Origin of the sequence: Stenotrophomonas indicatrix, from assembly GCF_050573115.1 — a bacterium.
Classification (GTDB): Bacteria; Pseudomonadota; Gammaproteobacteria; order Xanthomonadales; family Xanthomonadaceae; genus Stenotrophomonas; species Stenotrophomonas lactitubi_A.
Window position 1 is genome coordinate 730,043 of the sequence record NZ_JBNYZT010000001.1, and the last position, 26,545, is coordinate 756,587.

At 65.4% G+C, this 26,545-nt stretch carries 24 protein-coding genes and 7 tRNA genes; 17 read left to right on the top strand and 14 right to left on the bottom strand.

Going from position 1 to position 26,545, the window contains the following annotated elements; genetic code table 11:
* Positions 1 to 21 precede the first annotated feature (21 nt).
* The 5 genes from ACQ5SA_RS03220 (at position 22) to ACQ5SA_RS03240 (ending at position 5,498) form a co-directional block, all read left to right on the top strand.
* Positions 22 to 531: an RNA polymerase sigma factor gene (locus tag ACQ5SA_RS03220; RefSeq protein WP_353098352.1), complete on the top strand. Its 510-nt coding sequence runs from the start codon at positions 22 to 24 to the stop codon at positions 529 to 531.
* Entirely contained in the window at positions 528 to 1,451 is a 924-nt protein-coding gene (locus tag ACQ5SA_RS03225) for a FecR family protein (protein ID WP_499312636.1), read from the top strand. The genes ACQ5SA_RS03220 and ACQ5SA_RS03225 overlap by 4 nt, the downstream gene beginning before the upstream one ends.
* Positions 1,452 to 1,530: 79 nt before the next feature.
* Entirely contained in the window at positions 1,531 to 4,005 is a 2,475-nt protein-coding gene (locus ACQ5SA_RS03230; protein ID WP_499312637.1) for a TonB-dependent receptor, read from the top strand.
* On the top strand, positions 3,992 to 4,792 hold the full coding sequence (locus tag ACQ5SA_RS03235; RefSeq protein WP_499312638.1) for a ChaN family lipoprotein: 801 nt from the start codon (positions 3,992 to 3,994) through the stop codon (positions 4,790 to 4,792). The genes ACQ5SA_RS03230 and ACQ5SA_RS03235 overlap by 14 nt, the downstream gene beginning before the upstream one ends.
* Positions 4,785 to 5,498, top strand: coding sequence for an energy transducer TonB family protein (locus tag ACQ5SA_RS03240; protein WP_499312640.1), 714 nt, complete (start codon positions 4,785 to 4,787; stop codon positions 5,496 to 5,498). Before ACQ5SA_RS03235 ends, ACQ5SA_RS03240 begins: the two co-directional genes overlap by 8 nt.
* Here ACQ5SA_RS03240 and ACQ5SA_RS03245 read toward each other — a convergent pair.
* The 8 genes from ACQ5SA_RS03245 to ACQ5SA_RS03280 form a co-directional block, all read right to left on the bottom strand.
* The gene (locus ACQ5SA_RS03245) at positions 5,495 to 5,929 is read right to left on the bottom strand and encodes a RidA family protein (RefSeq protein ID WP_230110400.1); all 435 of its coding nucleotides are present in this window, start codon (positions 5,927 to 5,929) and stop codon (positions 5,495 to 5,497) included. The genes ACQ5SA_RS03240 and ACQ5SA_RS03245 overlap by 4 nt on opposite strands.
* Positions 5,930 to 6,043: 114 nt before the next feature.
* Entirely contained in the window at positions 6,044 to 6,946 is a 903-nt protein-coding gene (locus ACQ5SA_RS03250) for a cation diffusion facilitator family transporter (protein ID WP_313445893.1), read from the bottom strand.
* Between the two features lie 28 nt (positions 6,947 to 6,974).
* Positions 6,975 to 9,263, bottom strand: a complete 2,289-nt coding sequence (locus ACQ5SA_RS03255; RefSeq protein ID WP_499312643.1) for an Orn/Lys/Arg family decarboxylase — start codon at positions 9,261 to 9,263, stop codon at positions 6,975 to 6,977.
* A gap of 20 nt (positions 9,264 to 9,283) precedes the next feature.
* Positions 9,284 to 10,636 (bottom strand): arginine/agmatine antiporter, encoded by a 1,353-nt coding sequence (gene adiC, locus ACQ5SA_RS03260; protein ID WP_499312644.1) that lies wholly within the window; start codon positions 10,634 to 10,636, stop codon positions 9,284 to 9,286.
* Positions 10,637 to 10,713: 77 nt separating this feature from the next.
* Positions 10,714 to 12,156 carry a DcaP family trimeric outer membrane transporter gene (locus ACQ5SA_RS03265; protein ID WP_499312646.1) on the bottom strand — a complete coding sequence of 481 codons (1,443 nt, stop codon included), beginning with the start codon at positions 12,154 to 12,156 and terminating at the stop codon, positions 10,714 to 10,716.
* 520 nt (positions 12,157 to 12,676) lie between these two features.
* Positions 12,677 to 13,519, bottom strand: a complete 843-nt coding sequence (dsbG, locus tag ACQ5SA_RS03270) for a thiol:disulfide interchange protein DsbG (protein ID WP_499312647.1) — start codon at positions 13,517 to 13,519, stop codon at positions 12,677 to 12,679.
* Positions 13,520 to 13,549: 30 nt separating this feature from the next.
* Positions 13,550 to 14,353 carry a TlpA family protein disulfide reductase gene (locus ACQ5SA_RS03275; RefSeq protein WP_499313322.1) on the bottom strand — a complete coding sequence of 268 codons (804 nt, stop codon included), beginning with the start codon at positions 14,351 to 14,353 and terminating at the stop codon, positions 13,550 to 13,552.
* Positions 14,354 to 14,438: 85 nt separating this feature from the next.
* The gene (locus ACQ5SA_RS03280; protein WP_353098342.1) at positions 14,439 to 15,506 is read right to left on the bottom strand and encodes a GlxA family transcriptional regulator; all 1,068 of its coding nucleotides are present in this window, start codon (positions 15,504 to 15,506) and stop codon (positions 14,439 to 14,441) included.
* A 183-nt stretch (positions 15,507 to 15,689) separates the two neighbouring features.
* On the opposite strand from ACQ5SA_RS03280, the gene ACQ5SA_RS03285 reads away from it, so the two are divergent.
* The 7 genes from ACQ5SA_RS03285 to ACQ5SA_RS03315 all read left to right on the top strand — a co-directional run bounded on the left by ACQ5SA_RS03285 (position 15,690) and on the right by ACQ5SA_RS03315 (position 17,066).
* A complete protein-coding gene (locus tag ACQ5SA_RS03285; RefSeq protein WP_230110409.1) occupies positions 15,690 to 16,088 on the top strand; it encodes a MerR family transcriptional regulator in 399 nt (132 codons plus the stop codon).
* Positions 16,089 to 16,232: 144 nt separating this feature from the next.
* Positions 16,233 to 16,308: transfer RNA gene (locus ACQ5SA_RS03290), tRNA-Ala, on the top strand.
* 53 nt (positions 16,309 to 16,361) lie between these two features.
* A tRNA-Glu gene (locus ACQ5SA_RS03295) sits at positions 16,362 to 16,437 on the top strand.
* A 183-nt stretch (positions 16,438 to 16,620) separates the two neighbouring features.
* A tRNA-Ala gene (locus tag ACQ5SA_RS03300) sits at positions 16,621 to 16,696 on the top strand.
* Positions 16,697 to 16,745: 49 nt separating this feature from the next.
* Positions 16,746 to 16,821, top strand: a tRNA-Glu gene (locus tag ACQ5SA_RS03305).
* A 44-nt stretch (positions 16,822 to 16,865) separates the two neighbouring features.
* Positions 16,866 to 16,941: transfer RNA gene (locus ACQ5SA_RS03310), tRNA-Ala, on the top strand.
* Positions 16,942 to 16,990: 49 nt separating this feature from the next.
* Positions 16,991 to 17,066: transfer RNA gene (locus ACQ5SA_RS03315), tRNA-Glu, on the top strand.
* A 63-nt stretch (positions 17,067 to 17,129) separates the two neighbouring features.
* On the opposite strand, the gene ACQ5SA_RS03320 is transcribed toward ACQ5SA_RS03315, so the two are convergent.
* A complete protein-coding gene (locus tag ACQ5SA_RS03320; RefSeq protein ID WP_499312649.1) occupies positions 17,130 to 17,546 on the bottom strand; it encodes a GNAT family N-acetyltransferase in 417 nt (138 codons plus the stop codon).
* Between the two features lie 78 nt (positions 17,547 to 17,624).
* On the opposite strand from ACQ5SA_RS03320, the gene ACQ5SA_RS03325 reads away from it, so the two are divergent.
* Entirely contained in the window at positions 17,625 to 18,581 is a 957-nt protein-coding gene (locus tag ACQ5SA_RS03325; RefSeq protein WP_499312650.1) for an SOS response-associated peptidase family protein, read from the top strand.
* Positions 18,582 to 18,590: 9 nt separating this feature from the next.
* On the opposite strand, the gene ACQ5SA_RS03330 is transcribed toward ACQ5SA_RS03325, so the two are convergent.
* Entirely contained in the window at positions 18,591 to 18,971 is a 381-nt protein-coding gene (locus ACQ5SA_RS03330; protein ID WP_353102201.1) for a response regulator, read from the bottom strand.
* A gap of 139 nt (positions 18,972 to 19,110) precedes the next feature.
* Here ACQ5SA_RS03330 and ACQ5SA_RS03335 point away from each other — a divergent pair.
* Both ACQ5SA_RS03335 and ACQ5SA_RS03340 read left to right on the top strand, forming a co-directional pair.
* A tRNA-Leu gene (locus ACQ5SA_RS03335) sits at positions 19,111 to 19,196 on the top strand.
* Positions 19,197 to 19,277: 81 nt separating this feature from the next.
* Positions 19,278 to 19,844, top strand: coding sequence for a GNAT family N-acetyltransferase (locus ACQ5SA_RS03340; protein ID WP_499312652.1), 567 nt, complete (start codon positions 19,278 to 19,280; stop codon positions 19,842 to 19,844).
* Positions 19,845 to 19,863: 19 nt separating this feature from the next.
* Here the strand turns inward: ACQ5SA_RS03340 and ACQ5SA_RS03345 are convergent, their stop codons facing one another.
* On the bottom strand, positions 19,864 to 21,705 hold the full coding sequence (locus tag ACQ5SA_RS03345; RefSeq protein ID WP_499312654.1) for a methyl-accepting chemotaxis protein: 1,842 nt from the start codon (positions 21,703 to 21,705) through the stop codon (positions 19,864 to 19,866).
* 255 nt (positions 21,706 to 21,960) lie between these two features.
* Entirely contained in the window at positions 21,961 to 22,254 is a 294-nt protein-coding gene (locus tag ACQ5SA_RS03350) for a hypothetical protein (protein WP_230110415.1), read from the bottom strand.
* Positions 22,255 to 22,413: 159 nt separating this feature from the next.
* On the opposite strand from ACQ5SA_RS03350, the gene ACQ5SA_RS03355 reads away from it, so the two are divergent.
* Both ACQ5SA_RS03355 and ACQ5SA_RS03360 read left to right on the top strand, forming a co-directional pair.
* On the top strand, positions 22,414 to 23,502 hold the full coding sequence (locus tag ACQ5SA_RS03355; protein ID WP_499312656.1) for a DUF5694 domain-containing protein: 1,089 nt from the start codon (positions 22,414 to 22,416) through the stop codon (positions 23,500 to 23,502).
* Positions 23,503 to 23,555: 53 nt separating this feature from the next.
* Complete coding sequence (locus tag ACQ5SA_RS03360; RefSeq protein ID WP_099821542.1) at positions 23,556 to 23,846, top strand: putative quinol monooxygenase; 291 nt, start codon at positions 23,556 to 23,558, stop codon at positions 23,844 to 23,846.
* 32 nt (positions 23,847 to 23,878) lie between these two features.
* Here ACQ5SA_RS03360 and ACQ5SA_RS03365 read toward each other — a convergent pair whose 3' ends face one another.
* Positions 23,879 to 24,118 (bottom strand): hypothetical protein, encoded by a 240-nt coding sequence (locus ACQ5SA_RS03365; protein ID WP_353100259.1) that lies wholly within the window; start codon positions 24,116 to 24,118, stop codon positions 23,879 to 23,881.
* Positions 24,119 to 24,182: 64 nt separating this feature from the next.
* Positions 24,183 to 26,384 carry a PAS domain S-box protein gene (locus tag ACQ5SA_RS03370; protein ID WP_353100261.1) on the bottom strand — a complete coding sequence of 734 codons (2,202 nt, stop codon included), beginning with the start codon at positions 26,382 to 26,384 and terminating at the stop codon, positions 24,183 to 24,185.
* Positions 26,385 to 26,545 lie beyond the last annotated feature (161 nt).

Here is a 26,545-nt window from a genome sequence, read left to right on the forward strand (position 1 = left end):
TCCCCAGCCTTCGCCCGCCCCGTGCCCACGCCTGTCGAATCGACGGATGTCGCGCAGCTGTGCGCCGCCCATTACCGGCCGCTGCACGCCCACGTCCGTCGCAAACTCCCACAACGCAGTGACGCCGATGATGTCGTCCAGGAAACCTGGCTGCGTGTCGTCAAAGTCGCCGCCAGCGGCCTGCTCAACAATGGCCGCGCCTACCTGTATCGCGTTGCCCACAACCTGATCGCCGACCACTATCGCCTGATCCAGCGGCGTCGCGAAGAGGCATTGGACGACGCGCAGCTGCAGGCCATCGCCGATCCCGCCCCGTTGCCCGAGCAATGCCTGCTCGATGCCGAACAACTGCGTCACCTCGATGCGATCATCGCCGCCCTGCCGCCGCGCTCGCGCGAGGTGTTCCTGCTGGCGCGCGTCGAGCAGTGCAGCCTGGCCGACATCGGCCGCCAGCTCGGCATCAGCAGGCAGACCGCGCATGGTCATCTGCTGCGCGCGCTGGTGGCCCTGCAGCAGGTGCCCGCCACATGAGCCAGGATCCGATTGCCCGCGAAGCAGCGCGCTGGTGGCTGCATGTGCACGACGAACAGCGCGACGAAGCTGCCTTCACCCAGTGGTACGAGGCTGATCCACGCCACGCGGCGCAGTACCAGCACCTGTTGCAGTTGTGGCAGGCAGGTGCAGCACTGCCGAGCCTGCAACGGCAACAGCAGCGTCGCCAGCGCCGGCGCCTGCGCGAAGCCGGCATCGCCGTGCTGCTGCTGTGTGCGCTCGGCCTCTACACCCGGCACAACGCCCCCCTGCCGGAACAGACATTGCGCACGGCATCTGGCGAGATCGAAGACATACGCCTGCAGGACGGTTCACGCCTGCAGCTCTCGCCGGACAGCGAACTGGGCGTGCGCATCGATGCCAACCGGCGTGCGTTGCAGCTGCGGCACGGCCAGGCCTGGTTCCAGGTCGCACCTGATCGCGACCGCCCGTTCCAGGTGCATACACCGCACGGTACGGTCACAGCGGTGGGTACTGCCTTCGATATCGCGGTCAACGGCGATGCCAGCGTAGTGACCGTCACCGAACACCAGGTACGCGTGGACAGTGGCACGGGCAGCAGCGAAGCAGCCGCCGGCCAGCAGCTGCGCTTCGATGGCACGGCACCCTCGTCCACGCTTGCAGCAGCCCCAGCGCAGCTGGCATGGCGCGAACGCCGGCTGGCCTGGATCTCCGCGCCACTGGCTGACGTCGTCCAGGATCTGGATCGCTGGCACGGCGGCCATACCTGGATCGCCGGCGACGCACTGCGGCAGCAGTCAGTCACGGTGCTGGCCGACGCCGATACGGCCGCGCGCAGCCGCGACCAGCTGGCCGCCGAGTTGCACGTGCGCGTTGTCCGTATCGGACCCAACCTGCAGGTGTGGCTGCCGGCGAAGGCCTCGTCCGATGCGCGCTGAACGCATCGACCCTGACATCCGGTCCGTTGCCGCGTCTTCCCAAGGTGACGACGCACTGCGTCACTCCCTGGAGCCCCCGATGCTGTCCCAACGCCCCCTTGTTCTTTCACTGTCTCTTGCCTGCGCCGGTATCGCCCCCGTGCTTGCTGCCACCGCGCAGGCACAGACCAGCGCAACGCGCCGCTACGACATTCCTGCCCAACCGCTGGTTACCGCACTGGACGCCTACAGCCGCCTCAGCGGCGTCGATCTGGTGATCGGCCGTGCCCTGCCGGGCAACCAGAGCGCACCCGCCCTGCAGGGTGGCTTCGACGACACCCAGGCATTGGCACGGCTGCTGGCCGGCAGCGGCCTGCGCGCGCGTTTCGTTGATGCACGCCGTGCCACTCTCGAACCGGCCCCGGCCAGCACCGACGATGGCAGCCGCCAGACCGGCCCGCTGCGCGTGCAGGGGCGCACCGCCCATGCCATTGCACCGGGTACCGGGGCGAGCCAGTACGTTCCCGCCACGCAGGATGGTTTCGCGCCGAAGATCGGCAGCGAACGGGTCGCCATGGCCGAGCGTCAGGACGGCAACAGCCTGCTGCGCTCGATGCCCGGCACCCACAGCTTCCACTCGCGCAGCCAGCCCGGCCTGCAGGTCAACATCCGCGGCATGGCCGGCGCAGGCCGGGTCAACACCATGATCGACGGCGTCACCCAGACCTTCCGCAACAACGCCGGCCATGGCTCGGGCGGCCCGTTCGCCTACGTGGACCCGTTCCTGCTGGCAGGCGTCGACGTACAGCGCGGCGCGGTCAGCGGTGGCGATGGTGCCGGCACGCTGGCCGGCAGTGCCAACTTCCGCACCCTGGACATCGAAGACCTGGTCTCCGACGGCCGCGACTGGGGTCTGCGTGCAGGCTATCGGCATGGCAACAACGGCTATGGCAGTGGACGTACCTTCGCCGGCGCCTGGCGCCACAGCGAAGACGGTGGCGATCGCCAGTTCGGCCTGCTGGCCGCCGCCAGCAGCAGCCGCAGCAGTGAATACGCCACGTCCCATGGCCAGAAGAACAATGCCGACCCCGGCAGCCAGCAGCCCAGCAGCTGGCTGCTGAAGGCGCGCCTGCAGCCCAGCGACCAGCACCGCCTGGACCTGAGCCACATGCGCTATGAAAACGACTTCTACCACAACTATCCCTGGCAGATTTCCGCGCGCAACCAGCGCGCCAGCTACCACTACACGCCCTACTCGCCTTGGATCGACCTGCGCGCCAGCTTCGCCGCCAACAAGACCCGGCTGTTCTATCCGCCCGTGGAAGATTCCAGCTACATCGGCCGGCGTACCCACAGCAGCCTGAGCAGCTGGAACGTGGACAACACCAGCCGCTTCGACATCGGCGCCGTACAGGCACGCTGGAACACCGGCATCAAGCACCAGTCGGACATCTTCGTTGCCGATACCCCCACCCTGCGTGGCGCCAACCCACAAGGGCGCAGCCAACTCGACAGCGTATTCACCACGCTGGAGCTGCAGTACGACATCTACGCGCTGTCGGCAGGTCTGCGCCAGGACCGCTACGGCATCCGTGGCCACGTCCCCACCTGTTCGGACGTCCCCGGGCAATGCCTGGAGATCGGTGGCGGCGGCATCGACGTCGATCGCACCCAGCACGCGCTAAGTCCCAGCCTCTCCCTATCGGTGCAGGCCACTGACTGGCTGCAGCTGTTTGCCGAAGTCTCGCGCACCTCGCGGCCGCCGCGCGTGCAGGAAATGTTCTTCGAGAAGATCCCGCTGGAAGGCATGAGCGATGCCGACGGCGTCGGCACCAACCCCTTCCTGCGCCGCGAGCGTTCGCGCAACCTGCAGTTCGGCGCCAACCTCAGCGCCAGCTCGCTGCTGGTCGACGGCGACCTGGCGCAGCTGCGCCTGACCCGCTTCGACAACCGCATCCGCGACTACATCAAGCCGCAGTATCTGCTGATCGTGCATCCGCCGGAAGTCGAACCGTTCGTGGTGCCGATCGACAGCGACCCGCAGCTCAACGCGTGGACCGACAGCCTGGACGTGGACGACTTCAGCACCACCACGCGCTGGATGAACCATCCCGGCGTGGTGCGCATGCGCGGCCTGGAACTGGAAGCGCACTACGCCAGCGAGCACTACCACGCCACCCTCAGCTGGACCCGCTCGCGCACCAGCGCGCCGGCCATCGAATTCGTCAACCTGGAAGACATCACCGCCCTGCCCGACCGCTACTGGACGCTGGATGTCGGTGGCCGCTGGTGGCAGCAGCGCCTGCAGGCAGGGCTGCGCGCCGAGTACTCCGGCCCCACCGAAGAGGGTTACGACTTCTTCCAGACCCGCAAGACCGGTGGCACCGGCGTGCTGCTGGATTTCTACGCCAGCTTCAAGCCACAGGCCAACACCACGCTGTGGCTGAACATCGAAAACCTGCAGAACAAGGCCTATGACAACAACGCCTCCATCGACAGCATCTTCAGCCCGATCCTGGACCGCGGCAACGGCCGTGGCCGTACCGTCTCGGTGGGCGTCAATGTGGCGTTCTAGCCGACGCTGGCTGGCGCTGGGGCTGATCGCGCTGGCGGCGGCAGCCAGCGCGCAGCCGATGCCCGGCAAGGTGATCGAACTGGCCAGTGGCAAGGCACTGGATCAGGCCGCGTTCGTGCAGCGGGTTGCCGCCGCCGAGCGCGTGCTGCTCGGCGAACGTCACGATAGCGATGCCGACCATGCGGCCGAACGCTGGCTGTTGCAGGCACTGCAGCAGCAGCGTCCGCAGGGTGCGCTGGTGCTGGAGATGATCGCCAGCGAACGCCAGCCCCGACTGCAGCGTGTGCAGCGCTGGCTGGACAAGGGCAACCGGGCGGAATCGCAACGGTTGGCCGAACTGCTGGACTGGGATCCCCGCTGGCCATGGACACGCTATGGCGGGCTGGTACAGATCGCCAGCGACAGCGGCATCCGCCTGCAGGGCAGCAATCTGTCGCGCGCTGACGTCAACACGCTGCTGGCGTCATCGCCCGAGGTGGTGTTCCCGGCCGAAGGCGCGCGGCAACGGTTGTCAGCGGTGGTGCTGGCCCAGCACGCCGACGCTGCGCCCATGCTCGATGGCATGCTCGCCGTCCAGCACGCACGTGACACGCGGATGGCACGGGTGCTGATGCAGTCGCCGGCACCCGCCCTGCTCGTCGCCGGTCGCTGGCATGTGCTGCGTGGCACCGGCGTACCCGGCCATCTGCCGACCTCTGCGCCAGCGCTGGTGATCGCGCTGGCATCAGTTGACGAAGATGTGGCGAGCGATGACGCCGACCTGTTGTGGGTGGTCGGCGATGAGTGAGCGTCGGCAGCACTGGCAAGCGGTGACGATCAGCATCGGGCTGCACCTGCTGCCGTTATTGCTGTTCGTCCATTGGATGTCCACCCCGCCGCTGCTGCCGCCTCCCGAACAGGACGTGCGCATCAGCCTGCGCCTGCTGGCACCGGCCACGCCCCCGCAGCCGGTGGAAGAGTTGCAGGCCGAGCGCCCCAGCCAGGCGCAGCAATCGCGGGCGGCCGAAGCGCGCAAAGCACCCCCGCCGCCACGCGCCACGGCGGCACCCGAAGGCAACCTCTCCGCCAGCGAGAAAAATGGCGCCGGCTACCAGCCCTTGCCCGTGGCCCCGCCTGCGGCCGCGACCGATGCCCGTTCCGCACCGGCATCGATCACGGCCGCACCGCCCGCCCCGGACGCACCACCGGCAGACTTCCAGGCCGGCGCCGCCAGCGACCAGTGGGAAGCCCGCCTGATGGCGCGGCTGGAGCGTTACCGCTATTACCCCGCCGTGGCAAGGTCGCGGCGCCAACAGGGCACCGCATGGGTCAGGGTCAGCATCGACCGCGACGGCCACCTGCTGGCACTGCGCCTGGAGCAGTCCAGCGGACAGCCGATGCTGGATGAAAGCGCGCTGCAGACATTCCGGCGGGCGCAGCCCCTACCGCGGATTCCAGAAGAACTCCCGGCTCCACAGGAACTGGTGGTGCCGGTGGAGTACTACCTGCGCTAGGCGCTGTAGGCCTCGGCCTCGATCTCGAACAGCATTCCGTCCAACGCCAGCCGCGGCACCGGAATCAGCGTGCAGGTCGGTGCCGGGCGGTTGGCCCATCGCCGCCGCACCTGGCGGGCGATGATGCCCAGGCGATCCTCATCGTGATCGACCACCAGAATCCGCAGTCGCGCAACATCGGTCAGATCCGCGTGGGCCGACCGCAGTGCGGTCTGCAGATTGTCCAGTGCCTGCGACACCTGCTCCTCGAAGCTGGGCGATAGCTTTCCCTGGTCGTCTTCGCCACCCTGGCCGGCGATATGGATCACACGCGCTGGCAGTCGTACCACCGCCACGTGCGAGTATCCGTTGGCACTGGGATCGTGCAGGCCAGGGGGATCGAACAGATCCAGCAGGCCATGGCTGAAGTCTGGAGTGGTCAGCAGGTTCATACCGCATGCCTCGTGGGGAATGCGATGCAGTCTGCGACCTCAACTGCTGTTGAGGTCAAACCTATTGCATGCAACAGAGCGGCCCACCGTACGCAACGATCGGTGGCAACAACATCAGGTCCATGCCGGGTCCGCGGTGAAATCGATCGTCAGCCAGAACGTGCTGCTGCGCGCGTCCATCCGCACCGCGATCTCATCGCGCATCGCATCCACCTCGCCTACCGTGCCCAGCGGGGTCGACGGCGAGGTCAGGATGTGGATCTCGATGAACCGCATGCGCCCCATCTTCGCGACATGACTGGTGAAGCCGGCATAGCCATGCTCGGCCACGAACGCCTGCATCACCTGCTGCACGCGCTCGTCCAGGTCATCGGGCGCCACCTGCAGCACTTCACGCATGGCCTTCCACGCACTGCGCGCCGGCACTGGCAATACCGCCAGGCTGATCAGCGCCAGCACGATCGAATCCAGATAGGGCACCCAGTGGTGCCACTGCCCACCATGAAGCACCAGCGCCAACACGAAGGCCAGCACCACCGCCAGGCTCATCAATCCACCCAGCAGCCAGCCACGCACGTCCAGCCACAGCAATGCCGACTGCAACCGGCGCGCACGCTGGGCCACGAACGCGGCCATGCCCAGGTTGCTGGCACTCAGCAGCGCCGCCCACCACAGAGCGGGCCCGAATTTCACTTCGTGCCCGCCGGTGGTCAATCCAATCACCGCGTTGGCCAGCGCGTACACGCAGGCCAACGACAGGATCACTCCGCCCAGCGCCTCAACCATCGGCTCCAGGTGCCAATAGCCGTACTGGAAGCGCGGGCTATGCTCCCGCGCCACCAGCCGCAGCACCGACAACGACACCAGGGTCAGGGCTACGTCGACCAGACTGTAGATGCCGTCGAACAGGATGGCCTGCGATCCCACCAGCAGGCCACCGATGAAGCCGACCGCACTGACCGCCACGGTGACCCCGATCGAGAATTTCAGGATGCGTTGCTCGCGCGCGGTATCCATCGTTCGCCGAAGGGCCGACCGTACCGGCTCAGGCCTTCAGCACCTCCACCTTGTAGGACGGCACGTCGCCATCGCGCTCGATGATAAGGCCATGCACATCCGACTCGAAGCCCGGGAAGCGCGCGTTCTGCTCGCGGGCGATGCGCAGCGACTGGATGATCGGCTCGTCACGGTCGCCGAAGCGCTCGCCGGGCATGATCGTCGGGATGCCCGGCGGATACGGCACCAGCATCGTCGCCGCGATACGGCCACTGATCTGCTCGATGTCGACCCGCTCGATCTCACCCTTCACCAGATGGTTGTAGGCATCAGCCGGGGTCATCACCGGTGTCGGCAGGTCCACGTACATCTCACGCATCACCTTGGCCACCGCGAACTCCTGGTTGAACGCATGCAGTGCGTCACACAGGTCACGCAGGCCCCAGCCGGCATAGGCATGGGGGTACTCGGCGGCCAGCGACGGCAGGGCCTGGCTCAATGGCGCGTTGCGGTCGTACAGCTCCTTGAACGCCATCAGTTCGGTGACCAGCGTGCTCCACTTGCCCTTGGTGATGCCCATCGAGAACAGGAACAGCACCGAGTACAGGTTGGTCTTCTCGACGGTGATGCCACGGCCCCACAGGAACTTGCTCAGCACCGCTGCCGGAATGCCCAGCTTGCCCATGCTGCCGTCCATCGACAGGCCCGGCGTCAGCAGGGTCACCTTGATCGGATCGATCAGCACATAGTCATCGACCAGGTTCTCGAACCCGTGCCAATGCGCATCGGGCTGCAGGTACCATTCCTCGCGCTTGGCCACCAGCGGCGCCGGTGTATCGCCCTTGTCCAGGCTGCGCTCGACCTGGGTCGGCTGCCATACGCTGAACCACCAATCATCGCGACCCAGATCGTCGCGCACGTGCAGCATGGCCCGACGGAAGGCAATCGCCTCGTCGTGCATTTCCTGCACCAGCGAACGACCGGCATCACCCTCCATCATCTTCGAAGCCACATCGCACGCTGCGATCACCCCGTAGTGCGGGCTGGTCGAGGTATGCATCATGAACGCTTCGTTGAAGCGCTCGGCATCCAGATCGCGGCTGGCCGAGTTGCGCACATGGATCATCGACGCCTGCGAGAACGCGGCCAGCAACTTGTGGGTGGAATGCGTGGTGAAGATGATCGCATCCTGCTCACGCGGCTTGCCCTTGGCCATGCCGTAGTGGTTCTCGTAGAACGGATGGAACGCGGCATAGGCGTACCAGGCCTCATCGAAATGCAGGAAGTCGACCGCGCTGCCGATCTCATCGGCGATCTTTTCGGCGTTGTAGCACAGGCCGTCGTAGGTCGAGTTGGTCACCACCGCGATGCGCGGCTTGGAGCCGGCCTGGTAGGCCTGGCTGGCCAGCGGATTGGCGGCGATGCGCTGCTGCAGCGCTTCCGGGGTGAACTGGTCCAGGCTGATCGGGCCGATGATGCCGTGTGCATTGCGGCTGGGCGTGAAATACACCGGCACCGCGCCGGTCATGATCAACGAATGCAGCAGCGACTTGTGGCAATTGCGGTCGACGAACACCACGTCACCGCGGGCCACGGTGCCGTGCCACACGATCTTGTTGGCGGTCGACGTACCGTTGGTGACGAAGAAGGTGTGGTCGGCACCGAAGTTGCGCGCGGCCTCGTTCTCGGCGTCCTTGATCGGGCCGGTGTGGTCCAGCAGGGATCCCAGCTCCGGCACCGAAATCGACAGATCGCTGCGCAGCGTGTTCTCACCATAGAACTGGTGGAAGGCGCGGCCGACCGGTGACTTGGTGAAGGCCACGCCACCGGCATGGCCCGGCGTATGCCAGGAATAGTTCGACTCAGCCGCGTGGCGGATCAGTGCCTTGAAGAACGGCGGCAACAGGTTCTGCATGTAGTCTTCAGCCGCACGCATCACCTGCCGCGAGATGAAGCTCTTGGTGTCTTCGAACAGGAAGATGAAACCATGGATGTACTTGAGCAGCTTGCTCGGCACCTTCTCGATCGTGCGTCGCTCGCCGTACAGGAACACCGGCAGGTTGGCGCGACGCGCACTCTGTTCGCGCAGGAAGGCGGTCAGGCGCTGGAACTCGCCATCGACCTCCTCGCTGCCGTCAATCGAGATCAGCACCGCCGAAGCGGCCACGTAGGTGCGGGCGCCGGCACGGGCATCATCCAGGTTCAGGCCGCACAGCACGCGCTGGTCATTGCTGCGCAGTTCTTCCACCAGCGCACGGATGAGGATGCCGCCGATGCGCGGCGAGTCGTAGTCACCGTCAATGACGATGACCGGATAATCCAGGGACTTGAAATACACGTTGATTCTCCTTGTCTAACTCAGGAACGCTGGGCGCCGGACGAAATCGCCGCCGCCTCGCGGGAACGCTGCCGCTGCTGGCGACGCTCCTCGCTGAAGAAGGGATAGAACACGGTGATGAACAGCACGAACAGGAAGGCGTACTGCACGATCGTTCCCGACGAGCCGTAGATCGCCCACAGGCAGTACACGACCGTCAGGCTGGTCAGGGTCCAGAACGTACCGGTATGCACCAGCGTGTGCGAACGCTCCACCACGAAATAGCAGGCCACGCACGAGTAGATGTACGGCAGCAGCGTCAGCACCACCGCCGCAGAAGTGATCACGTCGAACTGGGCCGAGGCGGTCTTCGACGTGGAGGTCACCAGCACTGCCAGCGTCATCAGTACGGCCACGATCAGCACGCCCTTGACCGGCACGTCGTCCTTGTTGGTCTTGCTGAAAATGCTCGGGAACAGGCCATCATCGGAGGCGGCCTTGGCGCTCTGCGCGGTCAGCAGGATCCAGCCGCCCAGCGAGCCGGCGGCGCCGACGAAGGCACACAGGCTGACCACCGCACCACCCCAGCCACCGACGGCCTTGGCCGCTGCCAGTGCGAACGGTGCATCGGAGGTCTGCAGTTCACCATTGGGCACCATGCCCATGATCACCGACGAGCTGGCGATGTAGGCGATGGCGGCCAGGAACACACCGGCCAGGGTGGCGCGGGCGACGTTCTTCTCCGGGTTCTCGACCACACCAGCGGTCACCGACGCCGACTCCACGCCGATGAAGGCCCACAGGGTCAACGCAGCGGCACTGGAGATCGCACCGAAGTTCGATTCGCCGGACACGTTGTAGGCGCCCTTGAAGATGTCGGCGTCAAAGAAGAACCAGCCGAAGATGGCAATGCCCAGGATCGGCACCAGCGCGAAGCTGGTGGTGACCGTCTGCACGCGGCTGACGAACGCCGGGCCGATCATGTTGGCAAAGCTCAACGCCCACACCAGGATAAGCACCGCGATGCAGCGCACCAGCGGTTCGGACAGGATCGGGAAGAAATAGCTGAAGTAGCCCACCGCCGCGATGGGAATGGCAACGTTGCCGATCCAGTTGGCGAACCAGTAGATGGTGTTGGTCTGGAAGCCCATGTAGGGGCCGAACCAATCGCGCGCATACGCATACGGGCCGCCCGCCTTGGGCGCCAGCTTGCCGAGCTTGGCGAACACGAACGCCAGCAGCAACGCACCGGCCGTGGTGATCAACCAGCCCCATATCGAGGCGGTACCGATCTTGGCCAGGCTGGAAGGCAGCAGGAACACCCCTGAGCCCATCATGTTGCCGGCGACAAGGAAGGTGGCTCCCACCACCCCGATTTTCTTTGCTTGTGCCATGACACACTCCTGTACTGGCATTGGCCCGGTGAGCCCGGGCGTGGGGACGGATTTCGCTGGCGTGCTGCCGCTGGCGCCTACTTGATGAAGTTGTATTGCAGGCTGCCCTGCACCCGGACCGTGTCGCCGCGCGCTCCGCTCTGCTGCTGCAGGCGCCCGTAGAGCAGCTCCATGCCCATCGTCCACGACGGTGCCGGGCTCCAGATCAGGTTGAACACGCCGTAGCGGCTTTGCCGGAACGCATCGGTCGGCAGCGCTGCATTGCGTTCCAGGGTCAGCTGGCCGTAGATCAGGTTCGAGCGCCACAGATCCGACCAGTAGTGGGTGTAGCCGACGAAGCCACCATGCAGGTCCAGCGCATCGATGCGCCCATCGGGACCTACCACCGCGTCAAGACCGGAGCCGGTGAGATCGGCGGTGTAGCGGCTCAGGCCGCGGCCGCCCAGCGCGCCGAACAGCAGCAGATCGCGTTCCCCCACCGAGGCCGAGCCACTGAACTGCGCGCCACCGGCAAAGATGCGGTCACGACGGGCATCGCCGTCGTAGGCCAGATTGCGCGCCACGACGCCCAGTTGCAGGTGACCCCAGTCGCGCTCCATGCGCGCGATGGCACTCACATCCGGCAGTCGATTGACCGCCGCCATCGGATCGCTGGCGCCGGCCAGCTCGGTGTCCGGGTCTTCCGCGGCCAGCGTCAGGGTGTTGCCCTTGCCCAGCGCAAAGCTGTGATGGATGCCGGCCACCAGCAGATAACCGGCGCCGCCGGGCCCAGCAAAATCCAGCGTGTCGGGCAGGCTGTCAGGATCCATGAAACTGGAATAGCCATAGCCTGCATAGGTATTGCCAAGCTGGCCGTAGGCGTGGCGCAGGCGGAATTCATAGCCATCGCTGCTGCCGAAGAAGTCATTCTCCAGATAGAAGCGCAGGTTGCCGTGCGTGGTTGGCCGCCGCGCCTCGAAGCTGAAACGCGTCTGCTTGGCGTGGATGTTGAAGTTCGAAACATCGCGATGGCTGCCGCCCACCGGCATCGACGAGGGAATGAACTGATCCTCGTCCCCTGCTCCGCGCGAATCCGCAATCGCATCGAGCTTGGCATAGCCGCCGATGCGGATCACGGTGTCGGTGCCGGGAATGGCAAAGAAGCCTTTCAGGTCCGGATCGGTGGGGCCTGCGGCGCTGTCTGGACGCGAGGCCGCCGTTGATGGGTCGGCCACCGATTCACGCTGTGGCAGCACAGGTGGCGCCACACCAGGCACCTGGGTAGGGTGCAGGACGCCGCTGGCGGTAGGCACCATCGTGGACGCCTGCGATGCAGGGGGCATCGCCGACGGCGCTGCAACGGGAGCCGCAGCCGCACGCTCCCCGCGTTGTTCAAGCTGGTCCAGACGCTGCTGCATGCTCTCCAGCGTCTGTCGCATCGCGTCGATCTCGCGACGCAACGCCTGCGCGTCGTCCTGTGCATGCACCGGCATCGCTGCCATCGCCGCCAGACATCCCAGACTCAGTACCGCCAAGCGCATTGCATCCTCCCTGGACTGAAACTCCCGCTGTCCGGCCGTACAGCGCGCGTGCGCCGCCACGACCTCAACGAGCCGTTGCTGGAAATGCGGGTACTGCGTCGACGGCCGTCGCCAGCCTGCGCGTGGCAGGCAACAGGGCAATGGCACTGTCCCTGATGCCCAGGCTGCGCCGCAGTCGCTGCCACTGCGGCAGTGCTGCCGAAGGGGTGGCGACCGCAGGGGTCTGGGTAACAAGCGCTGGGTGAGAGTGTCGTGAATGGCATTGCGCGCACGCCCTCTGGAGGGCATGACGTGTGCGGCATCCATCGCGCAGTGACGCTGTATTCCATGCGCCAAGGCTAGTTCGGCTGTCGTTTTTGGCCTTGATTGGGATCAAAGCGAAATGCTTGATGTCAGTCACGATTCAGACGTGACATCTGTTCACGACGTGCGCAGCCCTCGTCGCAGGGACTGTCGCAGAAAGCAACAGGCCCACATGTTGCCATGCGGGCCTGTCGCTCAGTACAGCATGTTGGGTGCCTCAGCGCGGGCCGAGTACTGCCTGCAGATCGTTGCCCTGCGGAAGGCCGGCCCGTCGCTGAACCTGGCCCTGCGGATCCTGGAACAGGATGCCCGGCGTGCCCTGGAAGCCCATCTCCACCATCAGTACCTGGTTGGCATCCAGCTTGGCTGCGATCTCCCGGCTGATGCTGGGCAGCGGCTTGATGCCACCACGATCGAACTGGTGCTCGTTCTCCAGCAGTGCCGCACTCGGATCGCGTGCGGCCATGATCGCCGCCGCCTTGGCCGGGCTGTCCTCACGGATCACGCCGACCATGATGTGGCGCAACTGCACCTTTCCTGCGTCCACCCAGGGGCGTGCCGCCTCCCAGAATTTGTGGCAGTAAGGGCAGTTGGCATCACTGAAGGTGTACACCACGCGCGGCGCATCAGCCTTACCATCGCGTACCCAGGCACTGGTTTCAAGCTTGCTCCACATCTTGGCCGACATCGGCGCGGCAACCAGCTTCTCCAGCGTCTCGGCCGCAACTTCGTTGCCCTGGGCGTCGAACAGGCTGCCCACCAGCACATGCTTGCCATCGGCGGTCACGTAAGCGGCCGCTGGCTGCTGGCCGCCAACCATGCCGGCAAAGCCGCGCAGGCCGCCCGGCGCGTCGAATTCGGACACCACCTCGAAGCCATGCTTCTCGATGCCCTTCAGGACAGCCGGCAACTCGCCCTTTTTGGCGGCTGCCGATGCCGAAGCCGTTGCCGGTGCAGCGGCATCCTTGCTCGGCGGGGTCTGTGCCTGGCTGCAGGCAGCCAGCGCCAGCATGGCCGGCAGCATCAGCGTATGCGCGATGCGCGGGGAAATCGACAACATGGAAACTCCGTAGTGGGATGCCAGCGCAGGCTACCGCAGCCGGCGCAGTTTGTGTTCAAGACCGGCCTGGGTCAGTTCGCCGAGATGAAGCTCCTGCAACCGCCCCTGCGCATCGAAGAACAACGTGGAAGGAAAAGCCCGGACGTCCAGCGTGGTCGACGCAGCCGACGCCTCATCAAGCAGAACGTTGCCCAGCACGATGTGTTCAGCGTCAAGAAAGGTCTGGACCTCCGCCAGGGTCTCGCCCTGGTTGAGGAAGACGAACTGGATATCGGCATGTTTCTGCTGCGCCGTCGCCAGTACGGGCATCTCCCGGCGGCACGGACCACACCAGCTGGCCCACAGATTCAGCACCAGCGGCTTGCCGTGAAATTGCTGCAGGTCAATCGCCTTGCCCTGCAGGTCGACCACCTGCAGTGTGGGCAGTGGCATCTGCTTTGCCTGCCAGTACGCCAGCCCCTGGCTTGCCCCGCCCCACAACAACAGCCCAATCAGTGCAGCTGCCAGCACCGGCGTCCTCAACGGGCGCTGCCTGCGCAACCGCCACAGCGCCCAGGCAAATCCAGCGCCAACGACGACGGGCAGGTGGTACCCGCCATCGGTAATCTGCAGCACGCTCCAGGGGACTTCGCGGTAGAGGCTGAAATGCGCTGCGACAAAGGACAGCCGGCCACAGAGCAGCCCCACCAGCAACATGTCCAGCACCATTCCAGCCGCGGGCGGCCGGGCTGGACCAGGCTTGCCACGCGACCAGATCCGCGCAATGGCCATTGCCAGCAGCAGGAAGATCAGGATCAACACCACCGGCATCGGCACCGGCCCAATACTCGACATCAATTCACCCGCACTCGCCTGCAGAGACCTGCATGGTCAAAGCGTCGTGCCCGCGATGCAAGCACGACGCATCCAACATCGTTCATCAAGCGGCGTTGCGTCCCAGTTGTGTGCCCGGTGAGGCGCTCAACCCACGCAGGCTGCCGGCCACGGCAGGCGTCAGCGGTCGATCGCGGCGCTTGCTGCTGACGTGGCGACGATAGTTGGCGGGTGTCATGCCGACGATGCGCAGGAACAGCCGGCGGAATGCGCTTTGATCCGCGTATCCCACACCCCAGGCAACCTCGTCGATGCTGGCGCCCTGTTGCAGCAAGGTCTGTGCTTTGGCCACGCGCAGTCGCTGGCAGTACTCGATGGGTCGCAGCCCGGTCGCCTTCAGGAAACGACGCTGCAGCGTCCGCGGCTCCAGTCCCGAGATTTCACAGATCGCACCCAGCGTGGCGCCACGTGCAGCCGTGGTATGCAGCCAGCGCTGTGCCTTCAGCACGTCGCGGTCACCATGAGCGAAATTGGCGCTGAAACGCTCCAGATCCTGCTGGATGCCCACTGGCACCACGATCCCCAACTGCTGTGCCACCGCGCTGGCCACGCCCTGGCCGTGGAGCCGGTAAAGCAGGCGCAAGCCAAGGAAGCGCCACGCCTGTGCGCCGCCCACGGTAAGCAGATCACCATCATCTACGAGCGCGCGTTCACTGGGCGCCCAGCTGCCGACCTGCACCTGCAGCGCCGGATGACGGTTGAGGTCAGGGCCGGATACCGTGCGCCCCGTCAGCAGACCGGCCCGCGCCAGCACACTGACCCCGTCGCCCGCGGCGGCCAGCAGGCTGCCACCGTCGTAATGGGCTCGCAACCAATCCAGCAGAACATCCTCGGCACGCACCGACGCGCTGGAACTGACCTGACCCGGCAAGGCGATCACCGCAGGAATTGCCGCATCCAGCATCTCCGCACCGGCAATGCGATGCACCCCGGTGTTGCTGGCGGGCACGATCCAGCGGGTAACCAGCACCCGTTTGCAGGGTCGGCGCTGCTGCTGCACCAGACGATTGGCGACGTGCGCCATTTCCGCAAGCACCGATGCGGCCGACGGGTCGCCTCCGGGGTATTCCACCACCGCAACCTCGACGAATCCTTCGTTCCTGATTCCCTCCACTCCCCACCTCCTCTTCCGGTTCAGGCCGTCGAGCGGCCGGTTCAGGCGAAGGGTAGGAACTGCCTTGCCCTGGGGGCTATGAAGAAAGTTGCAAAGTGTGCTGAATAGGCGACGCTGGCAAAGCCTTGACTCTTGACCAGAGTCCAGGGATGACTATGCACGGCAGGTCCAAAGGAGTCCGCCGTGAACATTGGTCAGTTGGCACGTCAGGCCGGCGTTCCCATCGATACCGTCCGCTATTACGAACGTCAGCAGCTTCTGCCTACCGCCGCGCGCTCGGCAGGCGGCTACCGAATCTTCGGCGAGCAGGACCTGCGACGCCTGCGCTTCATCCGTCGGGCAAAGGCATTGGGCTTCAGTCTCGATGAAATCGGTGAACTGCTTTCCCTCAGCGACCATCCCCCGCAGGACATGGGCAGCGTGCGTGACACTGCGCGGATACGCCTGCAGGACATCGAACTGCGGATGGCAGAGCTGCAGCGCATGCATGGCGCGCTCTCCCAGCTGGTCGCTGCCTGCCCCGGACATGGCGCGCTCGACCAGTGCCCGATCCTGGCAGCGCTGACCGGGGAAGACCGCTGAACCCTTCGCTTCTGCATCGACACATGTACTGCCCGGCATGCAGAAAACGCAGCTGCGCCACCGCGCGCGCTACGTGAAGAAAAGTGCAACAAAGCGCTTGCCAACCCCCGGGGGCACAGCTATTATTTCGCTCCTCAGCGACGTGGGGCCATAGCTCAGCTGGGAGAGCGCCTGCATGGCATGCAGGAGGTCAGCGGTTCGATCCCGCTTGGCTCCACCATACTTTCGGCATTAGGCCGTCGAAAGGTCGCAAAGAACATTGATGAGATCTGCGTCCCCATCGTCTAGAGGCCTAGGACATCACCCTTTCACGGTGGCGACCGGGGTTCGAATCCCCGTGGGGACGCCACTCATCATGAACAACGAGGACCCGGCCGATAACCGGGTCTTTTTTGTTCACCGCCCACCGGCATTCAGGTTGTGGCGTCGGAACGCTCCCTGCCCTTGTGGCAATGAACGATTCGACGAAAAAGCTTCAAAAAAAGCTTCCACAAATGTGAACAGGCAGGTATGATAGGCAGCTCGGTAACACGGGGCCATAGCTCAGCTGGGAGAGCGCCTGCATGGCATGCAGGAGGTCAGCGGTTCGATCCCGCTTGGCTCCACCACTTTCGACATTAGGCCGTCGAGAGTTCTACAACTTGAAGTTTTTCGTGCGTCCCCATCGTCTAGAGGCCTAGGACATCACCCTTTCACGGTGGCGACCGGGGTTCGAATCCCCGTGGGGACGCCAGTTTCAAAGAGGACCCTGCTCCCAGCAGGAATCCGAAGTTTCATGGGGCCATAGCTCAGCTGGGAGAGCGCCTGCATGGCATGCAGGAGGTCAGCGGTTCGATCCCGCTTGGCTCCACCACTTTCGGCATTAGGCCGTCGAAAGTTCTACAACTTGAAGTTTTTCGTGCGTCCCCATCGTCTAGAGGCCTAGGACATCACCCTTTCACGGTGGCGACCGGGGTTCGAATCCCCGTGGGGACGCCAATCTTTGAAACCCCGGCTTCGGCCGGGGTTTTTCTTTGCCTGCGATTCCGCGGTGACCGCACCTCAGAACCGGCGATACATGCCGATCGAGGCTGGCGCGGTCGGCGCAAAGCCAAACTGCGCATACAGCCGATGCGCTTCGCCATCGGCCAACAGACTCACGTACGCCGACGGCGGCAGGTTGCCCTGCATCCAGTCGCTCAGACGCTGCATCACCGCCTTGCCCAGACCCTGCCCCTGCAGACGCGGCAGCACGGCGATATCGCAGACCTGCAGATGGCAACCGCCATCGCCGATGATCCGGCCCATCGCTACCAGCTCGCTGCCCTGGTAGGCACAGACGCCGAAGACCGTGTTGGGCAATGCCCGCGTCGCCGCCTCATGCGTCTTTGCGCTGAGTGCGGCCAGTGCGCGCAGCTGGCAGTAGTCCTCGACCGTCGGCACCGCCTCGCGGAACTGGATCGTCTCTGGATCATTCATGCAACGTCTCCTGGAAGGTCGGGCTATCCTGCCGCATCCTCGTCGCAGCCGCTGCGACCCATCTTCCAGCAGAGTCCCATGTGCTATTCCGCCCTGATCCGCGCCGACTACGCCAAGCTCGTGCGCGAGTTCGGCGCCGTCCTCTCCCTGGAGGAATTCGCCGAACTCTATGCGCATGATCCCGGCAAGAAACGGCCGAAGACGCCAAAAGCCATGGACGACGGATTTGCAGGTGCGCGTACCGAACTGGGCCGCGACATCGTGGCGAAGATCCAGCAATGGCATGCACAGGAGCGACAACAGTTGCAGGCCGAACTGGAACGGCAGCTTGAACGTCGCGACATCGCCAATGCGACCCTGGCCACGCGGCCTACACAGAAGGCACGCAATGACCTGCGCGTTGCCGGCAACCGCATCGACCGCGCGCAGGCACGGCTGGATGACCTGCACCGGGAACAGCTGCTGCCACGTGACAACCGTATTTTTCCCGGCACCTACGCGCCAGTGATGGTCAGCGAGCATGGCCGGCGCGTGATCAAACCCATGCGCTATCAATGCCGGCTGCCGGACAAGCCCGCACGCAACGATGTGCTCTACCCGGGCACCTACAATGCGCGGCGGGACAGCCTGGAAGGCTATTGGCGCGGGGCCTTCGGGCTGCGCCATGGCGTGGTGGTGGTACAGGCCTTCTACGAGCACGTACCTCGCCACGCCATTGCCGGCCGCACCTTGCACAATGACGAGAAGGCACAGGACGTGGTGCTGGAATTCCGCCCGAACCCGCCGCGCGACCTGCTGCTGGCCTGCCTGTGGGCGGAATGGGACGGTCCGGAAGGACGCCTGCTGTCTTTCGCCACCATCACCGATGGGCCGTCAATCGATGTCGCCGCTGCCGGCCATGACCGGGGAGTATTGCCGATCCGCGCCGAGCATCTGGACGCATGGCTCAACCCGGACCCGGATAACCTGGCTGTGCAGTACGCCATCCTCGACGACCGCGAGGACATCCGTTACGTCTACGAGGAAGCCGCCTGAGCGGCGGGATCAGACGCTGGCGCTGGAACGCCCAACGGCGCGAACCAAGGCCTTGGACAGATCAACGGACAGATAGGGCTTGATCAACAGCACGCCGGATTGCATCGCGACCGGAAGTTGTTCAGCAGCCATGCCGGTGGCGAGCACGAACGGCACCCGACGCGCGGCCAGCGCCGCAGCAACCGGTTCGCTGGTCTCGTTGTGGGCCAAGCGGTAATCCAACAGGGCCACGTCAGGGGCGGCCTCTTCCAGCAGGCGCAGCGCCTCGGCAACGGACGCGGCCAAGCCGACGACCAGAGCGCCGGACTGCACCAGCTGCATCTGCAGCAGGGCCGCACTCATCTCGTCGTTTTCAACTACCAGCACCCGCAGGTCCTGCAACGCTGACATAGGCTATCGCTCCCGTGCCTGTTAAGCCCCGCCAGTATAGCCAGCCACCGGCCGATACCGACAATTGAACGCCATTTCAGCTCCGTTCGTCCGCACCTCTATGAACGCCCGCCGGGCTCGGGTACACTAGCCCGCTGCTGCCGGTGTGGCGGAATGGTATACGCAGCTGACTCAAAATCAGCCGGGGGTGACCCCATGAAGGTTCGAGTCCTTTCACCGGCACCACGATCAGAGGCCAGGTCTACGACCTGGCCTTTGTCGTTTCCGGGCTTGCCCTGCCCGACCGACGCCGCCGACACTGGAGCGATGGTGTTGCACTCCACTCCCATCCTTCCCCCAACGTTCCAGGCGCATCTGCGCGAACTGGTCCTGCAGGACGCGGTCGCCTGGTCGAACTACCTGTCGCTGCCGGGCGTGGTCGAGCACACCAGCTGGGGCGATGTCTCTGTAGAAGCCCTGCAGCGGCAGATCATCGACCATGCGCGCAACGCACGATGCCGCCGCTGGGCGATCCTCGACAGTGCCGACCAACTGCTTGGCACCGTCGGCCTCAACGACATCGACATCGAGCACCACCGGGCTGAACTGGCCTACGACCTGTCCCCTGCCCACCAGGGACGCGGGCTGGCGACCGAAGCGGCGCGCGCGGTCATCGCCTGGGCGCAGGCCGCACTGGGTTGCGTGCGCGTCCAGGCCACGGTGCTCGACAGCAATCTGCGATCGATTGCCGTGCTCGAACGCGCAGGCATGCAACGCGAGGGATTGCTGCGTTCCTATCGCCGTGTCCGGGGGCAGCCGCGCGACTTCTGGATGTATGCGCATACTCACCCGCTGTTGCATGGCGGCCAGGGCGAAAGCCGCGTCGCCCCGTAGGCCGGCGCGGCTCTACGCGCTACACCACCCGCAGCGCCGGCGCATGCACGCCATGGCCATGCCCTGCACCAGACCCCGCGTGCACACGGAACCCTGCCACCGTCTGCAACAGCTGCGAGGACTGCTCTTCCATGCTGCGTGCCGCCGCTGAGGCCTCTTCGACCAGCGCCGCATTCTGCTGCGTGCCCTGGTCGATCAGATCGACCGCGTGGTTCATCTGCTGGATGTCATCGCTCTGCTGTTGCGCAGCGGTGCTGATCTCGGTCATCAGGTCACTGACTCGACGCACGTCGACCACGATCTCGTCCATGGTCCGCCCTGCGCTCTCGACCTGCGCCGTTCCGGCGCCGACGTTGGCAACCGACGCATCGATCAGCTGCTTGATTTCCTTCGCCGCACCCGCCGAGCGCTGCGAGAGCTCGCGGATCTCGGTGGCGACCACGGCGAAACCACGGCCATGCTCACCGGCACGCGCCGCTTCCACGGCCGCGTTGAGCGCCAGGATATTGGTCTGGAACGCGATGCCGTCAATCACACCGATGATATCGACGATGCGACGCGAGGAAGCATTGATCACCGCCATCGTCGAGACCACTTCATGCACCACCTGGCCACCGCGTGCGGCCACATCGGCGGCGCCGCCGGCCAGTTGGCTGGCCTGGCGTGCGTTGGTCGCAGTGCGCTGCACGGTCTCAGCCAGCCCCTTCATCGACACTGCGGTTTCTTCCAGTGATGCGGCCTGCTGCTCGGTGCGCAGGGACAGGTCGTTGTTGCCTTCGGCGATCTCGCTCGCACCCACTGCAATCGTGTCTGCGGCGAATTTGATCTGGCCGATGATCCCGGCCATTGCTTCGACCAGAGCGTTGACGCCGCCGCAGAGTTCGGCGATCGGCCCGCTCTTGTCGGCCATGGCGATGCTCCGGGTCAGGTCGCCCTCCTTCGCCGACGCCACCACCTCGCGCGTCTGTGCCACGGCGCGCTGCATGGCCTGGCTCTCATGCACCTGTGCGGTGATGTCGGTGGCGTACTTGACGACCTTGAACGGCCGCCCGCCCGCGTCGAGGATCGGGTTGTACGACGCCTGGATCCACACTTCGCGGCCACCTTTTCCCAGCCGCCGGTACTGGCCTGCGTCGTACTCGCCGGAGCCGAGCTTTTCCCAGAACCGGCGATACTCGACACTGGCCCGGTAGTCGGGCTCGACGAACAGCGAATGATGCTGGCCGCGCACTTCTTCCAACGTATAGCCAGTGGCGGCCAGGAAGTTCGCATTGGCGGCCAGGATGCGGCCATCCATGCTGAACTCGATCACCGCCTGCGATTTGTCGATGGCGGCGAGTTGCCCCGCCGACTCGGCCGCCTGCTGCTTTTGCGCCGTGATGTCGGTCGCGAACTTGACCACCTTGTACGGCCGCCCGTGCTGGTCAAGCACCGGGTTGTAGGACGCCTGGATCCAGATCTCGCGCCCACCCTTGCCGAAGCGCTGGTACTGCCCTGCATCGAATTCACCGCGGCCCAGTCGCGCCCAGAAGTCGCGGTATCCGCTACTGCGCGCGTGTTCGGGATCGACGAACAGGGAGTGATGCCTGCCCTGGATCTCATCCAGGCGATATCCCACTGCCTGCAGGAAGTTGTCATTGGCCTGCAGGATGGTGCCGTCGAGGGCGAACTCGATGACCGCCTGCACCCGATGCAGTGCAGCAACCTGGGCCTCAAGCTCGACGTGACGTCGATGCTGCTCGGCCACTTCCGTGGCGCGGCGCTGCCTGCCCAACACCCCCTGCAGCGCGCGCAGGGGCGACCAACGGGTGAGCACTTCGGCCGGCGCCTGAGCACCTTCCATGGAGCCTGAAATAAGCATCGTCTGATCCTCGGTGTCCGGGTAGCGGTTGCGACCCGCCGGGCGGGATGCCCGGCGGCAACTTCGATTGCCTGGGACGTGCAGACGCCAACGGGCGTCACTCGAGCGACTGGCAGAAACAGTAAGGCAGCTGCGATCGTCATCAAACAGCGGCGGAGCACACCGCACGGGCCGCCCATCGGAGGCAGCCTCGGGGCCGGCAGCGGGAGCCTGTAGCGGGCTCCAGAGATGGTATCGGCGGGGCGGCCGACAACTTTAGGGGGTCAGCCTCTGGTTGGCAGCGCGCCGCAGAACCCAGCGCAGCAGCATCGTTGCCAGCACCGCCGGCAGGTAGCCCAGACTGCCGCAGACGACCAGCAGGGAGGGTGCCACCAGCGGCCCGCCACCACCCAGGAACCAGTTGCGGGTGGAGAGGATGTACAACGCGAACGGCACCAGCAGCAACGGTGCCAGCCGCAACAGCTGCCACCGCCATCTGCCCGGCCCGATCCAGCCAGCCAGTGCGCCAAGCACGGCGCCTGCGGCTACGATGGGGGCGATTTCATCCATGACGCGCTTCCGGAAGTCTTCCAGCCACCATTCTGGACCAGCACCGACGGAAAGGGGATGCGGCAGACACGCAGAAGGTTGCAATGACCATCGGGACATCCTTTGCCTGCACGCCGCCGGCAGCATGCCCGCACTGACTGGATTTTCCTTAGAGGCAGCATGCTTCAACGCTTGAGCGCCATCATCATCCTCAGCCTGTGCAGTGCCAGCGCATTGGCAAGTGACGCGGGGTTCCGCCCCAGCTTCCATCCCGACCAGCTGAAGGGGCCACCTGCCGGTCGCCACAACGAAGTACTGGTGCTTGGGACAGCCCATCTGTCAGGGCTGCCCAAGACCTTTGAGCCGGCCATGCTGGAACCGTTGCTGCAGCGCCTGGCACGTTGGTGCCCGGAGGCGATTGCCACCGAAAACCTGTCCGGCCTGCAGTGCGACTTCATGCGTCGCAATCCCAGCCGCTATGCCGAAAGCGTTGAAACCTACTGCTTCGACACCGATGCGGCCCGCGTCGCCACCGGCCTCGACGTGCCCAGCGCCAACGTCGAGATGGGACGTCTGCTGTCGGCATGGCCGGCAAACCCGACAGCAGCGCAGCGTCGGCACGTGGCCGCGGTGTTCCTGGCCGCTGGCGAGCGCGGATCGGCACAGGTGCAATGGCTGCGCCTGCCTGTGCAGGACCGGATCGCCGCCGACGGCCTGGATGCTGCGCTGGTCGAGATTCTCGACAAGAGCCTGACCCGCCGTAATGAAACCAACCTGGTGGCGGCAGTCCTCGCTGCCCGCCTGGGGCTGGAACGCCTGTGGGCAGTGGACGACCACACCGCCGATTCGCCCACCCCGCCCGAGGACGAGAAGGCAGCAAGCGAAGCGATCATGAAAGCCTGGGACAATCCGCAGGCAAACGCACGGCGGGACGCCGACGAACCGCTGTATGCCAACGTCGGCAAGGTCGGTGGCGTACTTGACCTGTACCGCGCCTACAACCGCCCCGACGTCGGACTGCAGGCCTACCAGGCGGACTTCGGCGCCGCGCTGGTCGAACCCTCGCCCCAGGGTTTTGGTCGCAACTATGTGGGCTACTGGGAAACCCGCAACCTGCGCATGGTCGCCAACATCCGCGAAGTGCTGGGCGAGCGGCCAGGAACCCGCCTGCTGGCCATCGTTGGCGCTTCGCACAAGGGCTACTACGAGGCCTACCTCAACATGATGCACGACGTGCAGTTGGTAGATGCCGAGGCGGTGCTGCGCTGAGGCCGTGGCGACGCACACCTACAATGTTGAGTTTCCTGCACGGGAGTTCCAGCATGCTCAAGGTCATCGCCGAGGATTTCATACATCCTGACGCGGTCGAAATCGTCCTGCCGCTATACCGCGAGCTGGTTGCCTGCACGCGGAGCGAACCTCTGTGCATCGCCTACGACCTGTTCGTCGACCAGAAAGATCCCGGCCACTTCATATTCATTGAGCAGTGGCCGGATCGCGCAGCGCTGGACACTCATTGCGCAACCGAGCACTTCCGCCGCCTGGTTCCCCTGATCGATGCGCACCAGCGCAGTCCAGGCACGTTCCTGCTGATGGATCCGGCTGCGCTGTAGCCATCCACCGCCCGCCCAGCGCTGCGTGCAGATCAAGGGCGTTGCTGCGCATCACGACGCCCCGCACGCCAGATCGTCACGCTGGCAGCGACAATGCAGCCCAGCGTGACCAGCAGCATCACCGCAACGCCCCACTGCACCACGGGGACCAGCATGCGGGCCTGCTGATCGTTGCGCAGCTGCTCCAGCCGAAGCCAGCCGGAGAGAGCCAGGGACCAGCCGACAATCGCTGGCGCATAGGCACGGACTGCACTCAGGTTCCAGGACGTCATTTCATTTGCCTGCGAAGGTGGGGCGTTGGCGCAGTATTTGCCGCGCCCCTCTCACAGGCTGAGATCAGCCGTCGCTGAGGTCGCTGCCATCCGTCGGCGATCCGCCGGGCAGTTCACTGGTTTCGCCCTGCACCTGCACATTGTTGCGGCCCATCGCCTTGGCCCGGTAGCACTGGGCATCGGCAGCCGCGACGGCCTGGTCCACACTCATGCCGGCAGCAAGCGGTGCAATGCCGATGCTGGCACCGATCCGCAGCCGGTGCTGGTCCCAGGGAATGGACAGGTTGGACAGGGTGTGCAGCAACTCACCGCCGATGCGGGCGGCACGCCGCGGGCTGCACCCGGACAGGATTACCGCGAATTCGTCACCGCCCAGGCGCGCCACCACATCCGAATCGCGTACACCATGACGCAGCACGCTGGCCACGGCCCACAGCACCGCATCGCCAGCCAGGTGGCCAAAGGTATCGTTGACCGGCTTGAACCGGTCCAGGTCGATATACATCAACGAAGCCGCCTGGCCCGTCCGCTCCACGCGGGTGATCGCCTGCTGCAGGTGCACCTCGAACCCACGCCGGTTACCCAGTTCCGTCAGCGGATCCATCTCGGCCAGATGCCGCGCCTCACGCTGTCGGGCGCGCTGTTGCGTGTCATCTCGCAGTACCCACACGGCGCCGCGCACATGTCCTTCGTCGTCACGCAACCAGGCACGGGTCAGGTCCACCGGTACTGTTGCCGCTCCCATCCGCAGCAGCAGATCAGCGTGCAGGTCCACCGCATTGCCGTCCGGATCCAGCAGCACCGCGACGTCCAGCAATGACTGCGGGGCATACTCGGTGGTCAGCGCCAACACATCCTGCACGTTGTGCCCGGCCAGCGACAGCGCGCCATCGCCGGCAAGCAGGCGCACTGCAGCGGCATTGGCATATTCGATACGGCCGTCCAGCGCGACGCTGAGCACCAGGTCGGCGACGGCATCCAGAGTGATGCGGCTGCGCTGCTCGCTTTCGAACAAGCGCTGCTCGCTGCTGCGCTGGGCACTGACATCCTGGATCTGCGACACGAAATGCAACGGTTCGCCGCGCTCATTGCGGACCAGCGATACCGACAGTCGCGCCCAGATGGTGTTGCCATCACGGCCCATGTAACGCTTTTCAAGGTGATAGTGCGTGCGTCGCCCCGCCAGCAGATCCTGCACCAGGGCCAGATCGGTCTGCAGATCGGCCGGATGGGTCAAGCGCTGGAAATCGACCTGCAGCAGCTCCTCGCGCGGATAGCCGAGAATGCGGCACAGCGCGTCGTTGACATCCAGCCAACGCCCTTCCAGCGACACCAGCGCCATGCCCAGTGCCGCCGAGGTGAACGCACCTGCGAACTTGTCTGCTGCAAGGCGAGCCTCGGCGCGTGCCTGCAGGATCTCGGTGATGTCGATGGCCATGCCGACGTAACCGATACGCTCGCCATCGGCGCCATCCATGCGGCTTATCGACAGGCGCACCTGGCGGCGCTGCCCATCCTTGCGCAGCAGTGTCCATTGCCGCGAATACGTCTGGCCGTCGGCGCGCGCACTGAGTGCCTCGAACACACCGGGAACCTGTCCATCAGCGCTCGCCAGCGGCCGCAGCCACGCTTGCAGTTCAACCGGGTCGTGGAAGGCGTCCAGCCGGCGCCCACCCACTACTTCAGCAGCCGTGTAGCCAAGCAGTCGCTGCGCGCCCGTGTTGAACAGGGTGATGATGCCGTCGGTGTCGGTGGCGATCACCGCCACTTCGTCGGATGCATCCACCACTGCCTGCAGGCGCTGCCGCATTTCGGCCGCGTCCTGGCGCGCCCGCTGCAGTTCGGTGACGTCGGCATGGGCGCCTGCCATCCACAGCGGCCTACCCTGCCCGTCCCACTCGAACACCCGTCCGCGGTCGTGGATCCAGATCCATTCGCCACTCTTGTGGCGCATCCGCAACAGACAGGCATAGTGGTCGGTACGGCCCTCGAAGTGGTCCTGCAGGGCCGCATCGGACAGCGCCAGATCGTCCGGATGGGCCAGCGCGATGAACGTCTTCTGGCAGATGGGCTCCAGCTCGTCCAACCGATAGCCGACGATCTCGGCCCACCGTTCGTTGACCCGCATCTGTCCGCTCTGGACGTTCCATTCCCAGGTGCCGGCCGCCGTGCCCTCGATGATCATCGCCAGGCGACGGCGCTCTTCGGCCAGTTCCTGCAGCCGCCGCTCCAGCAATGCGTTGCCGCTGTTGCCGTGATCGGCCATCAGCCGCCTCTCCTGCCGACACAGCTGCCCGCAAGCCGTGGCGAGATGCCGCAGCGGTCAGGGAACAAGGCGGATGGTGCTGACGGCATGGCCTCCCCAGCGACAGCGGGGCCCCAAGCCCCCTTCCAGCGCAAGTGTGCGCATTGCCGGGGAACATCGAC